The following is a 15,017-nucleotide window of genomic DNA, read 5'->3' as shown; positions in this document are numbered from 1 at the left end:
CGATTTCGACCTCTCCCCAAGGAGAGGTGAAGGGCGCCGGCTCCATTCCCTCTCCTCGGGGAGAGGGAGGGGCCCGACGCCGAAGGCGGCGGGAGGGTGAGGGGGTAGGGCCGCGCCGCTGAGCAGCCCTGTGTCGGCGCCTATTGGCCGAACTCTGGATGCCGGAAGCAGTCGAGCATATGGTCGTTCACCAGCCCGGCCGACTGCATCAGCGAGTAGCAGACGGTGGAGCCGACGAAGACGAAGCCCCGGCGCTTCATGTCGCGGCTCATCCGGTCGGAGATGGCATTGGTCGCCGGCATCTCAGCCGGGCTGCGCCAGCGGTTGACCAGCGGCCGGCCGTCGACGAAGGACCAGAGATAGCGGCCGAAGCCGCCCTCGGACTCGATCACGGCCAGCGCCGCACGGGCGTTGCTGCGCACCGCGTTCAGCTTGGCCCGGTTGCGGATCAGCCCGGGATCGGCCAGCAGCGCCTCGATCTCCCCATCCGTCATCGCCGCCACCCGGGCGATGTCGAAACCGTGGAAGGCGCGGCGGTAGTTCTCCCGCCGCTCCAGCACCAGGCGCCAGGACAAGCCGGCCTGGGTGCCTTGCAGGCTGAGATTCTCGAACAGGGCGCGGTCGTCGCGCTCGGGCGTGCCCCAATCCTCGTCGTGATAGGCCAGCATCGCCGGCCCGCCATGGGCCCAGGCGCAGCGCGGCGGGATCGGGTCGGTCATGCGCCGGCGCAGACCGGGAAGCTGTCGGGGTAGCCGAACAGGCCGGGGGCGCCGCCGGTGTGCAGGAACACCAGCACGTCGTCGCGGCCGAACCGGCCGGAGCGGATGCCGGCGATCACCCCGGCCATGGCCTTGCCGGTGTAGACCGGGTCGAGCAGCAGGCCTTCCTGCTCGGCGAGCAGACGCACCGCCTCCAACATCCCCGGTGTCGGCAGGCCGTAGCCGTCACCGACCACGCCGTCCTCCAGCACCAGATCCGCGGCCGACAGCGGCGCCGGGATGCCGAGGAGTTCGGCCCCGGCCTGCAGCAGCCCGGCGACCTTCGGCCGCTGCTCCGCCGAACTCCGGCTGATGCAGTAGCCGACCGCCGGCGCCGCGCTGCCGCCGAGGGCAAGGCCGAGCGCCAGCCCGGCCTGGGTGCCGCCGCTGCCGCTGGCCAGCGCGACGTGGGTGAAGCCGACGCCCTGCTGCCGCGCCTGCCCGATCAGCTCGCGCGCCGCGTCGACATAGCCCATCAGCCCGAGCGCGTTGGAGCCGCCGACCGGGACGACATAGGGCTTGCGCCCCTCCGCCCGGCAGCGCTCCGCGGCGCGCGCCATCTCGGCATCGGCGTCGGCGGTGCCGGGCAGCAGCTCGATCCGGGCGCCGAACAGGCCGTCGAGCAGGAGGTTGCCGTTGCTGTGATAGGCCGGGTCGCGGCCGGGCACCGCGTCGGTCAGGACCAGGATGCAACCGAGGCCGAGCCGGGCCGCGGCGGCCGCGGTCTGCCGGGCGTGGTTCGACTGCGGGCCGCCGGCGGTGATAATGGTGTCGACGCCCTGGGCCAGCGCCTCGCCGAGCAGGAACTCAAGCTTGCGCGCCTTGTTGCCGCCCAGCGCCAAGCCGGTGCAGTCGTCGCGCTTGACCCAGAGCTGAGGCCCGCCGAGCGCTTCGGTCAGCCGCGGCAACGGCTCGAGTGGCGTCGGCGCGTGCTGCAGGCGGGTGCGCGGCAACTGGTCGAGCGATGGCATCGGCGATCCGTCCCCGAGACGCGGCCAGGGCGGCCGCCTCGGCTGCATATCACGCCGGGGCGGCCGATGCGAACCCGGCTCAGGCCGCGTGCGCCTCCTCGTGGCCGAGCTGGCGCTGCAGCAGGGTGCGGTAGACGCCGGGGCGGGCGGCCAGGGCGGCCGGGGTGCCCTGGTCGATGACGCGCCCCGCCTCCATCACCACGATCCGGTCGAAGCGCTGCAGCGTCGACAGGCGGTGGGCGATCGCGATCACGGTGCGGCCTTGCATGAGGTCGTCCAGCGCCTCCTGCACCGCCCGCTCGGACTCGCTGTCGAGGGCCGAGGTCGCCTCGTCCAGCAGCAGCACGGGCGCGTTCTTGAGGAAGGCGCGGGCGATGGCGATGCGCTGCCGCTGGCCGCCCGAGAGCTTGACGCCGCGGTCGCCGACCACGGTGTCGAAGCCCTCCGGCAGCGCCTCGATGAACTCGCGGCAATGGGCGGCCTCGGCCGCGGCCAGCACCTCGGCGTCGGTCGCGTCCGGCCGGCCGTAGCGGATGTTCTCGCGCACGCTGCGGTGGAACAGCGAGATGTCCTGCGGCACCACGCCGATGATCTGGCGCAGGCTCTCCTGGGTCAGATCGCGGATGTCGCGCCCGGCGACCAGGATGCGGCCGGCCCCGATGTCGTAGAAGCGCTGCACCAGCGTCAGCACCGTCGACTTGCCGGCGCCGGACAGCCCGACCAGGCCGACCCGCTGCCCGGGCTCGATCCGCAGGTCGAAGCCGTCAAGGATCGGCGCCCGCTTGGGATAGGCGAAGCGGACGCCCTCGAAGGCGATCGGCACGCCGCCCCCGTGCTTCGGCGCCGGCAGCGGCTCGGCATGCGGCGCGTCGGGCAGGTCGTGCGGCACCAGCAGGGTCGAAATCGCTTCCGACAGCCGGGCGATGTGCTGGGTCAGGTCGACCAGCGCCACCGCGAGGTCGCGGGTGCCGTGCAGGATGGCGAAGCCGAGCGAACAGACCAGCACGATGTCGCCGGGCGTGGCCCGCCCCGCCTGCCACAGCAGCAGCGCCCAGCCGAGCAGGCCAGCGGTCAGGACGGCGGTGATCGCCGCATGGATCAGACGCAGCCGTTCCATGTAGCGCAGGCTGCGCTGGCGGGCGGTGAGCTCGACCCCGATGCGGTCGGCGAGCCGCGCCTGTTCCCGGAACGTCGCGCCGAACAGACGCACCAGCCCCATATTGCCGATCACGTCGACCAGTTCGCCGTCGACCTTCGCGGCCTCGGTGGCGTAGGTGCGGTGGATCGGGCCGCCGCGCTTGGCCAGCCGATAGATGAAGATCGAGAGCGCCACTGAGGCCGCGACCAGCACCGCGGCCATGGCCGGGTCGACCGTGGCCAGGACGCAGATCGAGCCGACCAGGGAGAGAGCGGGCGGCAGCACGTTCCAGGAGAACATGCTTTCGGTGGTGAAGATGGCGTTCGAGGTGGCGGAGACGCGGCCCGCGACCATGCCCGGCAACCGGTCCGCGAAGTAGCTCGGCGCGTGGCCGGTCAGGTGCCGGAACAGGTCGCGGCGGACGGCGCCGGTGACCGCGACGAAGGCGCGGCTGGCCACCCAGCCGCCGACGCGCCACAGCATGTTGTCGGCCAGGATCAGGCCGACCAGCAGGCCGTAGGCCAGCCAGATCATGCCGGAATTGCCGAGGGCGAGCACGTCGACCAGGTGCTTGATCGCGTATTGCGACCCGATCGCGCAGGCCACGGCGGCAACGACCGAAGCGATCACCACCGCATGCGACGCGGCTTCCTGCCGCACATAGTGCAGGATGAAACCGATCGGCCGGTTCCGGAAGCCTTCCAGATGGCGCGTCTGCGTAGACGCCGTCATGTCCATCAGATCCTCTGCGTTGTCTCTGACCGCGACGGCGGGGCGCATCTTCCCCTCCGCGCGAGTCCTGCTTCAGCAAGGCGGCAAGATGCCAGTGCTGTTGCACTGCACCTCAATTGTGGACTTCCCCACACAACATTATCGGATCGGAGTCGGAACCTTTTCCCTTCCCGATTGTCTGTGCAGATCGAGTGCCCGTTGTCCCGGATGCTCCAGAAGAGCAGCACGGCATTGCTGCGCCGCAGCACCGCCGCTGATGTCAGACAAACCCCTAGCTGCGGAGGGAGTTCCATCTTAATGCGAATCGCGCAGGTCGCCCCGCTGTTCGAAGCGGTTCCGCCGAAGCTCTATGGCGGCACCGAACGCGTCGTGTCCTTCCTGACGGAAGAGCTCGTCGCCCTCGGTCACGACGTCACGCTGTTCGCCAGCGGCGATTCGGTGACCTCTGCCCGTCTCGAGGCCTCCTGGCCGCGCGCCATGCGGCTCGACGCCTCGGTGCGCGACTGGATCGCGCCGCACATGCACATGCTGGAGCAGGTCTACCGGCGGTCGGACGAGTTCGACGTCATCCACTGCCATTTCGACTATTTCCCGTTCTCGCTGTTCAGCCGCGGCGACACCCCGTTCGTGACCACGCTGCACGGCCGGCTCGACATGCCGGAGCTGCACCCGATCTACGAGACGTTCCAGCACGTCCCGGTGGTGTCGATCTCGGACGCCCAGCGCCGGCCGATGCCGAAGGCCGGCTGGATCGCCACCGTCCATCACGGCCTGCCGGCGCAGTTGCTGTCGCCCGTGCCAGCCGAGCGCGGCTATCTCGCCTTCCTCGGCCGCATCGCGCCGGAGAAGCGGGTCGACCGGGCGATTGAGATCGCGGCGAAGAGCGGCCTGCCGCTGAAGATCGCGGCCAAGGTCGACAAGGCCGACCAGGAGTATTTCGACGCCGAGATCAAGCCGCTGCTGGCCAGGAGCCCCCATGTCGACTTTATCGGCGAGATCGACGATTCGCAGAAGTCGGGCTTCCTGAGCGGCGCCATCGGCCTGCTGGTGCCGATCGACTGGCCAGAGCCGTTCGGGCTGGTGATGATCGAGGCGATGGCCTGCGGCACGCCGGTCGTGGCCTACAACCGCGGCTCCGTCCCCGAGGTCGTCGACGAGGGCGTCACCGGCTTCATCGTCGAGGACGAGATCGGCGCGGTGGCGGCGGTGCAGCGCCTGCCGGAGCTGTCGAACGCCCGCATTCGCGAGGTGTTCGACCAGCGCTTCACCGCACGCCGCATGGCCCAGGACTATCTCGCGATCTACGAGGGGCTGCTGCAGCCCGCCGCGGCGCCCCAGCCGGCCGTGCTGCGCGCCGTCGCGAACTGAGGGGCGGCACCCGCCCCGCCCGCACTCACGCCGGCGGGCGGGTCGAGCCGCGGATCACCAGCTCCGTCGGCAGCAGATGCCGCTCGGCCGGGAGCGCGGCGCCGTCGGCCACGGCGCCGAGCAGCAGCCGCGCGGCGGTGGCGCCCTTGTCGAATAGCGGCTGGCGGATCGTGGTCAGGGCCGGCCGCACCAGCGCCGCGCGCGGGATGTCGTCGAAGCCGGCGACCGAGACGTCCTCCGGCACCCTCAGGCCCAGCGACCGCGCCGCCTCGATCGCCCCGATCGCCAGCCGGTCGCTCATCGCCAGGATCGCGGTCGGCCGCGGCTCCCGCCGCAGCAGCGAGAGCGCGGCGTCGCGGCCATGCGCCTCGCTGGAGGCCGGCCGCTCCTCGACCGGCACCGTCTCCGGGTCGATGCCTGCGGCGGCGATCGCCTCGATATAGCCGTCCAGCCGATCGGCGCTGGTGCGGAAGGTCATCTTCGCCCGGCGGGCGGCGTCGAGCGGCCCGACATAGCCGTCGACCGCGGATTCCAGCGAGATGACGGCGAAGCGGCGATGGCCCAGGCCCAGGATGTGCTGCGCCATCCGCCGGGCGGCGCCGCGATCGTCGATGCCGACGAAGGGAACCCCGCCCGGCACCTGGTTGTCGATCGCGACCACCGGCAGACCGCGGCGCAGGAGCGGCGTCCAGGCCTCCGCCCCCTTCAGGAAGCCGTAGACCAGGAAGCCGTCGACCGCGGCCCGGTAGATCGCGCTGCGGCTGGCCGGGCTCTTCACCGCCGGCAGGATCAGGAGGCCGGAGCGCGCCTTCTCGCAGGCGCTGGCGACGCCGCGCAGCATGCCGACCGCCGCCGGGTCGTCGAAGGCGAAGGGCAGGGTCTCGTGGAACAAGAGGCCGATCGCCTCCGCCCGGCCGGTGCGCAGCATCCGCGCCGCCGGGTTGGGGCCATGCACCCCCATCGCCCGGGCGGTCGCCATGATCCGCTCGCGCAGCTCGGCCGACAGCTGGTCCGGCCGGTTGAAGGCGTTCGAGACGGTGGTGCGCGAAACGCCGACCGCCGCCGCGATGTCCAGCAGCGTGCCCCGCCGCTTCTCCGTTCCGTCGCTCATCGGGACAGCCTAGCGGACTCCCTCTTGATCGATCAAGAAAGACCCGCTACCGTATGAACTGAATGCATTCAGATGATCGCGACGGCGGGCGAATCGCGGATCGGATGCAGGGGGGAAGATGCGGAGGGGTTGAATGCGCGAATGGTGGCGTGGCGCGGTGATGTACCAGATCTACCCGCGCAGCTTCCTGGACACCAATGGCGACGGCATCGGCGACCTGGCCGGCATCACCGCCAAGCTCGACTACATCGCCGATCTCGGCGTCGACGGGATCTGGATCTCGCCCTTCTTCAAGTCGCCGATGAAGGATTTCGGCTACGACGTCTCGGACTACCGCGACGTCGACCCGATGTTCGGCACACTCGCGGATTTCGACCGGCTGGTCGAGAAGGCGCATTCGCTGGGGCTGAAGGTGATCATCGACCAGGTGATCAGCCACACCTCCGACCAGCACCCCTGGTTCGCCGAGAGCCGGTCGAGCCGCGACAACCCCAAGACCGACTGGTTCATCTGGGCCAACCCGAGGCCGGACGGCACGCCGCCGAACAACTGGCTGTCGATCTTCGGCGGCTCGGCCTGGCAGTGGGACACCCGCCGCCGCCAGTACTACATGCACAATTTCCTGGTGCAGCAGCCCGACCTGAACCTGCACAACCCCGAGGTGCAGGAGGCGGTGCTGTCGGTGCTGGAGTTCTGGCTGCAGCGCGGCGCCGACGGCTTCCGCCTGGACACCGCGAATTTCTACATGCACGACCGGCTGCTGCGCGACAACCCGGGCAAGCCGGCCGACCGGACGCCGACGGGGGACGAGCGGCTGGACAACCCGTACTACATGCAGTTCCACCAATACGATAAGTCGCAGCCGGAGAATCTGCTGTTCCTGCGCCGGATGCGCGAGCTGATGAACCGCTATCCGGACAAGATGGCGGTGGCCGAGATCGGCGACGACGACCCGATCGGCCGGACCGCGGAATACGTCCAGGCCGACCTCTTGCACACCGCCTACAATTTCAGCCTGCTGAACGACAATTTCAGCGCGGCGCATATCGCCACCTCGCTGACCGCCTTCGAGCAGGCGACGGCCGATGGCTGGCCGTCCTGGGCCTTCTCCAACCACGACGTCAAGCGCGTGCTGTCGCGCTGGGGCGGCGCCGAGGCCGACCCGCGGCTGGCGCGCCTCTTGATCGCGCTGCTGACCTCGCTGCGCGGCACCGCCTTCCTGTACCAGGGCGAGGAGCTGGGCCTGCCCGAGGCCGACGTGCCCTATGAGAAGCTGCAGGACCCCTACGGCATCACCTTCTGGCCGGAGTTCAAGGGCCGCGACGGCTGCCGCACCCCGATGCCGTGGGAGGCCGAGGGCCGCCAAGCCGGCTTCTCCACCGCCGAGCCCTGGCTGCCGATCCCCGACGCGCATCGCCGCCTGGCGGTGAGCGCGCAGGCGCACGACCCCGCCTCCACCCTGGCCTTCACCCGCCAGTTCCTGCGCTGGCGCCGCACCCGCCCGGCCTTCGCCACCGGGTCGCTGCGCTTCCTCGACACCGCCGACGGCGTCCTGGCCTTCGAACGGCGGCTGGACGATGAGCGGCTGCTCTGCGTCTTCAACCTGACCGGCGAGACCCGGATCTGGACCGCGCCGCCGGCCGAGATCGCGCCGACCGATGCGCCCGGGCTGGGCGCCAGGTTGGACAACGGCCGGGTGGCGCTGCCGCCCTATACCGCCTTCTTCGGCGCCCTGGCGGCCGAGGCGGCGCAGCCGGAACGAAGCGCGGCCTGACAACGTTCGGTTCAAGAATAATTTCGTTTCGACTCGCCAGGGCCGGCCTGGCGAGTCACCCTTTGCCCAAGACGAGCGCGGGGGACCCGCCGGTCTTCCCGCTGCCAAAAGCAGAAGGAGGAGACATGTCGAGGAGCGCCATCCTTCCCCTCGCCTTCGCCGTGGCCCTGGCGGGCGGCGTCGCCCAGGCGGCCGGGGTCAAGGTCACCATCTCCTGCGGCTCGGCCGGCGCCGAGCAGCCGCAGTGCCAGCAGGGCGCCAAGGCCTGGGCGGAGAAGACCGGCAACACGGTCGAGGTCGTCGCCGCCCCGCAATCGACGTCCGACCAGCTCGCCCTCTACCAGCAGATCCTGACCGCCGGGTCCGGCGACATCGACGTGTTTCAGATCGACGTCATCTGGCCCGCCATCATCGGCAGCCATTTCATCGACCTGAAGCCCTATGTCGACCAGGCCACGATCGACCAGCACTTCCCCACCATCGTCGAAGGGCTGACCCGCAACGGCCAGCTCCTGGCCCTGCCGTGGTTCACGGATGCCGGGCTGCTGTATTACCGCCAGGACCTGCTGGATAAATACAAGCTCAAGGTGCCCGAGACCTGGGCCGAGCTGACCGAAGCAGCCAAGACCATCCAGGAAGGCGAACGCCAGGCCGGCAACGACCGCTTCTTCGGCTTCGTCTTCCAGGGCCGGGCGTATGAGGGCCTGACCTGCGACGCGCTGGAATGGATCGTCAGCTTCGGCGGCGGCACCATCGTTGGCCAGGACGGCAAGATCACCGTCAACAACCCGCAGGCGGCCAAGGCGCTGGACCTCGCCGCCTCCTGGATCGGCACGATCGCTCCGGACGGCGTGCTGAACTACATGGAGGAGGATGCCCGCGGCGTGTTCCAGTCCGGCAACGCCGCCTTCATGCGCAACTGGCCCTACGCCTATTCGCTGGTCAATTCCGGCGACAGCCCGGTCAAGGACAAGGTCGCCACCGCCCCGCTGCCGAAGGGCGACGGCGAGGGTGCCCGCCACGCGGCGACGCTCGGCGGCTGGAACCTGGCTGTGTCGAAATACTCGGCCCATCCGAAGGAGGCCGCCGACCTCGTCCTCTACCTGACCGGCAAGGACGAGCAAAAGCGCCGCGCCATCGAGGCCACCTTCCAGACCACCATCCCGGCACTGTACGACGACCCGGAGGTGCTGAAGGCCCAGCCCTTCTTCGCCCAGCTGAAGGCCGCCTTCGAAAGCGCGGTCGCGCGCCCCTCGGCGATCACCGGAGAGCGCTACAACGAGGTCTCGACCCTGTTCTGGAACGCGGTCCACAACACCCTGTCGAAGCAGGGCGACGGCGCTGCCAACCTGGCGCAGCTGCAGAAGGACCTGAACCGGCTGAGCCGCGGCGGCCGTTGGTGACGGCGCGGACCGGCGGGCGCCACCCGCCGGTCCCTCCCGCACCATCCACACATCGGGGAGGACTCCCATGACCGTCGCCACCTCGACCACCGTCCACGCCGCCCGTGCCGCGTCGTCCGCCTCGGCGCTCAGCCGGCAGCGCGTCCGCGCCGCCTGGATGTTCCTGGTCCCGATGTTGCTGGTGCTGGCGCTGGTCGCCGGCTGGCCGCTGGTGCGGACCGTCGCCCTCAGCTTCACCGATGCGACGCTGAAGGCCGACCGGCCGACCCGCCTGGTCGGCTTCGAGAACTACCTGTTCTACGGCCCGAACCGCGCGGACTGGGACGAGTCCCTGGGCGGCTACTACGTCTTCTACGACCCGACCGGCGCCAACCTGGTGTGGAAGCCGGAGGACGGCCGGTTCTGGGACATCGACCAGAACAAGCCGGTGGACTACGACGTCGACACCAGCGGCATCTTCTCCTGGCAGGGTCTCCTGGTCGATCCGGTGTGGTGGCGTTCGGTCTGGAACACGGTGCTGTTCACCGCGGCGTCGGTCTCGATCGAGACCATTCTCGGCCTGATCATCGCCATGACGCTGAACGCCCATATGCCGGGGCGCGGCCTGCTGCGGGCCGCGGTGCTGATCCCCTGGGCCATCCCCACGATCGTCTCGGCCAAGATGTGGGGCTGGATGCTGAACGACCAGTACGGCGTCATCAACGAGGTGCTGCTGTCGCTCGGCGTGATCTCCAGCCGCATCGCCTGGACTGCCGATCCCGCCCTCTCCATGGCCTCGGTGATCGCGGTCGACGTCTGGAAGACCACGCCCTTCATGACCCTCTTGATCCTGGCCGCGCTGCAGATGCTGCCGAACGAGGTATACGAGGCGGCGAAGGTCGACGGCGTCCGGCCCTGGCGCGTCTTCACCCGCATCACCCTGCCGCTGATCTGGCCGGCGCTGATGGTGGCGATCCTGTTCCGGGCGCTGGATTCGCTGCGCGTCTTCGACCTGATCTACGTGCTGACCTCGAACAGCATCAACACCATGAGCATGTCGGTCTTCGCCCGGCAGCAGAGCATCGATTTCGGCAATGTCGGCTTCGGCTCCGCCGCCTCGACCCTGCTGTTCGTCATCATCGCCGTGCTCGCCGCCCTGTGGATGGTGGCGGGCCGCGTGCGCTTCGACAAATAGGAGGCGACGATGAGCAGAGCCACCCGACGCAGCATCGGCCGCACGTTCTTCTATGTCCTGGTCGTGGCGATCATCGTCTACACGGTGTTCCCCTTCTACTGGGCGGTCGTGTCGTCGCTGAAGAGCGGGCAGCAGCTGTTCGGCACGGCGCTGCTGCCGCCCACGCCGACCCTCGAGAACTATGCCAGCGTGTTCCTCGAGCAGCCCTTCCTGACCAATATCGTCAACTCGCTGATCGTCGCCGGGTCGACGGTGCTGATCTGCCTGGCCCTGTCGGTCAGCGCCGCCTATGCGCTGGGCCGGGTGCGGTTCCGCGGCCGCGGCACCATCCTGATGCTGACCCTCGCCGTGTCGATGTTCCCGCAGGTCGCCGTGCTGACCGGCCTGTTTGAGCTGGTGCGCTGGGCCGGCCTGTACAATCAGCTCGGTTCGCTGATCCTCAGCTACATGATCTTCACCCTGCCCTTCTCGGTCTGGGTGCTGACCACCTTCATGCGCGAGCTGCCGCGCGAGCTGGAGGAGGCGGCGATCGTCGACGGCGCCTCGCCCCGGCAGATCCTGCTTCGGGTGTTCCTGCCGCTGCTGGGCCCGGCGCTGGTGACCACCGGCCTTCTGGCCTTCATCGCCGCCTGGAACGAGTTCCTGTTCGCCCTGACCTTCACCCTGACCAACGAGGTGCGGACCGTGCCGGTGGCGATCGCGCTGATCTCCGGCGCCACCCAGTTCGACATCCCCTGGGGCAACATCATGGCGGCGTCGGTGGTGGTGACGGTGCCGCTGATCGTGCTGGTGCTGATCTTCCAGCGTCGCATCGTCTCCGGCCTCACCGCCGGCGCGGTGAAAGGCTGAGCAAAAAATTCCCGGCGCCCGGGAGGCGGCGCCGGGATGCGATACGCAAGTCGGTTTGGACGAATAGGATATTATGCCATGATCGTCTCTAGAAAGGACAATCGTCCTCAATTTCGAGACGATCCGGCGCGGAACACCATTCACTCCACCAGGGCTTCCTTGGCGTGCGCGGCGGCGGCGCTGCGGAGGGGCCGTTCCTCCATCGCCCAGAGGAAGAGGAAGCCGGCGGCGATGCCGGCCGCCGCCGCGGCGAAGACCCAGCGGAAGGCCGGTGCCAGGTCGCCGGTATCCCGCATCGCCGTGCCGAGCATCTCGGCCGAGACGCCCGACCCGGCGACGCTGCCGAGAACGACGGCACCGAAACCCGCGACCACGATGGCGCCGCCGAGCGATCGGAAGAAGTTCATGGCGGCGGTCGCGGTGCCCATCTGGTGCGGCAGAACGGCGTTCTGGATCGAGATGGTGGAGACCGGCAGCACGGTGCCGATGCCGAGCCCGATCAGGCCGAGCAGGACTTCGACCAGCCAGATCGGCAGGGCGGCCGGCTGCGCGGCCAGGACGGCCAGCGCCGCGGCGGCGAAGACGAGGCCGATCAGCGGCGTGCGCTTGTAGTGGCGCATCCGGGCCATGAAGCGCCCGGCGAGGTTGGCGCCGCTGACCGTCCCGACCATCAGCGGCATCAGCGCCAGGCCGGAATTGCCGGCGGTAAATCCGACCACGATCTCGAGATAGACCGGGACATAGATCGACAGGCCGATGAACACGCCCATGACGCAGAAGGCGGCGCCGGTCGCGGTGCCGACCACGGGGTCGGCCATGACCGCGAGCGGGACCAGCGGCTCCGGCGCCGTCAGCAGGCGCAGGGCGAACAGGCCCCAGAACACCGCCGAGACGGCGAGCAGGCCCAGCACCGGTGCCGAATCCCAGGCATAGCGAACGCCGCCCCAGGTCAGAGCCGTCATCAGCGCCACGGTGGCGCCGACCATCAGCGCGGCGCCGAGCAGGTCGAGCTTGTGCCGGCGCTCGTGCCGCGGCAGGCGGCGCAGCGCCCCTGCCGTCATCCATAGGGCGCCGAGGCCGAGCGGCAGGTTGATCCAGAAGATCATCGACCAGTGCAGATGCTCGGCGAAGACCCCGCCCAGCACCGGCCCGACCACGCTGGAGGTGACGAAGACGCTGGCGATGTAACCTTGGTAGCGCCCCCGCTCCTTCGGCGCGACCACGTCGGCGATGATGGTCTGGGCCAGCGAGATCAGCCCGCCGCCGCCCAGGCCCTGCAGCGTCCGTGCCAGGATCAGCGCCAGCATGGTCGGGGCCACGGCGCAGGCGACCGAGCCGATGATGAAAACGCTGATGCTGACCAGGAGCGTACTGCGCCGGCCGTGAATATCGCTCAGCTTGCCGTAGAGCGGCGTCACCGCTGTCGCGGCCAGCAGATAGGCGCTGACCACCCAGGACAAGTGCTCGACATCGCCGAGCTCGCGCCCGATGGTCGGCAGCGCCGTCGCCACGATGGTCTGGTCGAGCGCCGCCAACAGCATCGCCAGCATGATCCCGACGATGATCGAACGGACGGCGGCATGGTCGAGCGGCGCCGGCGCGGCGGCCGCCTGACTGGGTGCGGACATGGTGCGGCGTTCCGAATGCGAGGATCGGCGGCGGCAAGGCGCCCCGCATCCTTAGCCTTCGCCCGCGGAACATGTCGGACAAGAGCGCTATCGGCAGTGCTGCCATCATCACCGGGCATGGGCGGGCGCGGCAACGCATCCCGGCGATCCCCGTTTCCCGGACGCGGTACTTGGTCTAGGGTGCGGCCATGATCGACCAGACCGAGCCCCGGGCCGAGGTGGCCGCCGAGACCAAGGCCGACAAGGCGCCGTTCCTGCGCCTCGCGCTTGAGGCCGGGCCGCTGCTGCTGTTCTTCATCGCCAACCAGACCGCCGGCATCATGCCGGCGACGGCCGTCTTCATGGTCGCGACCGTGGTGGCGGTGGTGCTGTCGATCCGGCTGGAGCGGCGCTGGCCGATCATGCCGATGGTCGGCTGCGTCTTCGTGCTGGTCTTCGGCGGGCTGACACTGTGGCTGGCCGACGACCTGTTCATCAAGCTGAAGCCGACGGTGGTGAACCTGCTGTTCGCCGCGATCCTGTTCACCGGCATCGCCACCGGCCGCAACTTCCTGAAGCTGATGATGGGCACGGTGTTCGAGCTGACCGACCAGGGCTGGCGCATCCTGACCTGGCGCTGGGCGGTGTTCTTCGTCGTGCTGGCGGTGATCAACGAAATCGTCTGGCGCAGCTTCTCGACCGAGTTCTGGGCCGGCTTCAAGCTGTTCGGCATCCTGCCGCTGACCCTGGCCTTCGCCATGGCGCAGATGCCGGTGCTGCTGCGACACCAGGTCAAGCCGGTGGACTGAGGCGATGCGGCCGGCCGATCCCCTGCACCATGTCGAGCACTGGGTGTTCGACCTCGACAACACCCTCTACCCCGCCCGCACCAACCTGTTCGCCCAGATCGACCGGCGCATGGGCGAATACATCCGGTCGCATTTCGCGCTGCCGGAGGAGGAGGCGCGGGCGCTGCAGAAGCGGCTGTTCCGGGAATACGGCACCACCCTGCGCGGCCTGATGAACGAGCGCGCGGTCGACCCCGGCCCGTTCCTCGAATATGTCCACGACATCGACATCTCGGCGATCGGGCCGAGCCCGACCCTGGCGGCGGCGCTGGCCGACCTGCCGGGCCGGAAGGTGGTGTTCACCAACGGCTCGGTCCGGCACGCCGAACGGGTGCTGACCCGGCTCGGCGTCGCCTCGCATTTCGACGCCATCTTCGACATCGTCGCCGCCGGCTATGTGCCGAAGCCCGATCCCGGCCCCTACCGTACGCTGCTGGACCGCTACGGCCTGGCGCCGCAGGCGACGGTGATGGTCGAGGACATGGCCCGCAACCTGCTGCCGGCCCACCAGCTCGGCATGACCACGGTCTGGGTGCGCACCCCGTCGGACTGGGGCCAGCCGCTGCCCGGCGACGGCCATATCGACATCGCCGTCGACGACACCGCCGAATGGCTGGCCGCCGTGGCGGCGGCGCGGCGGGCGGTCTGAAGCCCTACCCGCAGGGCTTGAAGCTGCCGGGCGGCTGCCGCGTCCAGGTCTCGGTACGGCCGAGCAGGCTGATGCCGACATAGCCGCGCAGGTCCAGCGTGGCCGGCCCGGTCAGATGCATCTTGGCGTCGTAGGTGTTGCCGCTCTTCGGGTCGTAGATCGTCCCGTCCTCCCACTCCGTGTCGGAGACCTGGGTGAAGCTGTGCAGCATGATCAGCTTGCACAGCGGCCGGCTGCGCTTGCTCTCGTCCGGGTTGTTCACGTCGGTGGCCGGGGCGTTCGGCGGCAGGCCGGCGATGAGGCCGCAGATGCCGTTGGTGCAGTCGGTGATCTCGATCACCGAACGGCCGTCCCCGGTGCGCCAGAAGCCCTTGATCCCGCCGGCGGCAGAGGCGGCCGGGGCTGCCAGAGCCGCGGCCAGGCCGAGAATGAGGGCGGCGCTGCGGATGGTCATGGGCACTCCCATATCCCGTGTTGTTGCTTCTTTCCTCCGAGGATGCGGCCGGGCCGGACTCCTGTCCATCGTCCCGATTTGCACCGCGGAGAGGGTGACAACTTTGAAATGATTCCAGCTTTTGCCTGGGTTTGCCCTCCGCTATGGTCCAGCATCGGCCAAACGGGCCGCCGGCGTGGGA

General features: G+C 69.5%; 13 protein-coding genes. 7 read left to right on the top strand and 6 right to left on the bottom strand.

The genetic code is table 11. From position 1 onward, the window contains the following. Positions 1–140 precede the first annotated feature (140 nt). The 3 genes from KXR53_RS30415 to KXR53_RS30405 all read right to left on the bottom strand — a co-directional run bounded on the left by KXR53_RS30415 (position 141) and on the right by KXR53_RS30405 (position 3,599). Entirely contained in the window at positions 141–719 is a 579-nt protein-coding gene (locus KXR53_RS30415; RefSeq protein ID WP_437379354.1) for a DNA-3-methyladenine glycosylase I, read from the bottom strand. After that, entirely contained in the window at positions 716–1,729 is a 1,014-nt protein-coding gene (locus tag KXR53_RS30410; protein WP_437379352.1) for a D-cysteine desulfhydrase, read from the bottom strand. The genes KXR53_RS30415 and KXR53_RS30410 overlap by 4 nt, the downstream gene beginning before the upstream one ends. 79 nt (positions 1,730–1,808) lie before the next feature. Continuing rightward, complete coding sequence (locus tag KXR53_RS30405; RefSeq protein ID WP_437379350.1) at positions 1,809–3,599, bottom strand: ABC transporter ATP-binding protein; 1,791 nt, start codon at positions 3,597–3,599, stop codon at positions 1,809–1,811. 297 nt (positions 3,600–3,896) lie between these two features. On the opposite strand from KXR53_RS30405, the gene KXR53_RS30400 reads away from it, so the two are divergent. Beyond that, the gene (locus KXR53_RS30400) at positions 3,897–4,967 is read left to right on the top strand and encodes a glycosyltransferase family 4 protein (protein ID WP_437379348.1); all 1,071 of its coding nucleotides are present in this window, start codon (positions 3,897–3,899) and stop codon (positions 4,965–4,967) included. A 25-nt stretch (positions 4,968–4,992) separates the two neighbouring features. Here KXR53_RS30400 and KXR53_RS30395 read toward each other — a convergent pair whose 3' ends face one another. Next, positions 4,993–6,078: a LacI family DNA-binding transcriptional regulator gene (locus tag KXR53_RS30395; protein WP_437379346.1), complete on the bottom strand. Its 1,086-nt coding sequence runs from the start codon at positions 6,076–6,078 to the stop codon at positions 4,993–4,995. 133 nt (positions 6,079–6,211) lie between these two features. On the opposite strand from KXR53_RS30395, the gene KXR53_RS30390 reads away from it, so the two are divergent. The 4 genes from KXR53_RS30390 (at position 6,212) to KXR53_RS30375 (ending at position 11,278) form a co-directional block, all read left to right on the top strand. Then, the gene (locus tag KXR53_RS30390) at positions 6,212–7,852 is read left to right on the top strand and encodes an alpha-glucosidase family protein (protein WP_437379344.1); all 1,641 of its coding nucleotides are present in this window, start codon (positions 6,212–6,214) and stop codon (positions 7,850–7,852) included. A gap of 125 nt (positions 7,853–7,977) precedes the next feature. Further along, positions 7,978–9,255, top strand: a complete 1,278-nt coding sequence (locus KXR53_RS30385; RefSeq protein ID WP_437379342.1) for an ABC transporter substrate-binding protein — start codon at positions 7,978–7,980, stop codon at positions 9,253–9,255. 67 nt (positions 9,256–9,322) lie between these two features. Further along, on the top strand, positions 9,323–10,429 hold the full coding sequence (locus tag KXR53_RS30380; RefSeq protein ID WP_437379340.1) for a carbohydrate ABC transporter permease: 1,107 nt from the start codon (positions 9,323–9,325) through the stop codon (positions 10,427–10,429). A gap of 9 nt (positions 10,430–10,438) precedes the next feature. Continuing rightward, on the top strand, positions 10,439–11,278 hold the full coding sequence (locus tag KXR53_RS30375) for a carbohydrate ABC transporter permease (RefSeq protein WP_437379338.1): 840 nt from the start codon (positions 10,439–10,441) through the stop codon (positions 11,276–11,278). A 140-nt stretch (positions 11,279–11,418) separates the two neighbouring features. Here KXR53_RS30375 and KXR53_RS30370 read toward each other — a convergent pair whose 3' ends face one another. After that, positions 11,419–12,906, bottom strand: coding sequence for an MFS transporter (locus tag KXR53_RS30370; RefSeq protein ID WP_437379336.1), 1,488 nt, complete (start codon positions 12,904–12,906; stop codon positions 11,419–11,421). 188 nt (positions 12,907–13,094) lie between these two features. Here KXR53_RS30370 and KXR53_RS30365 point away from each other — a divergent pair, with 188 nt between their 5' ends. Both KXR53_RS30365 and KXR53_RS30360 read left to right on the top strand, forming a co-directional pair. Beyond that, entirely contained in the window at positions 13,095–13,694 is a 600-nt protein-coding gene (locus KXR53_RS30365) for a septation protein A (RefSeq protein ID WP_437379334.1), read from the top strand. 4 nt (positions 13,695–13,698) lie between these two features. Further along, complete coding sequence (locus KXR53_RS30360; RefSeq protein WP_437379332.1) at positions 13,699–14,382, top strand: pyrimidine 5'-nucleotidase; 684 nt, start codon at positions 13,699–13,701, stop codon at positions 14,380–14,382. 4 nt (positions 14,383–14,386) lie between these two features. On the opposite strand, the gene KXR53_RS30355 is transcribed toward KXR53_RS30360, so the two are convergent. Beyond that, on the bottom strand, positions 14,387–14,836 hold the full coding sequence (locus tag KXR53_RS30355) for a DUF2147 domain-containing protein (RefSeq protein ID WP_437379330.1): 450 nt from the start codon (positions 14,834–14,836) through the stop codon (positions 14,387–14,389). Positions 14,837–15,017: the final 181 nt, after the last annotated feature.

Source organism: Inquilinus limosus (genome assembly GCF_051487185.1).
In the GTDB taxonomy this organism is placed as follows: Bacteria; Pseudomonadota; Alphaproteobacteria; order DSM-16000; family Inquilinaceae; genus Inquilinus; species Inquilinus limosus_F.
Note: the sequence above shows the minus strand (reverse complement) of the source record. Positions and strands in the feature narration are given on the sequence as shown.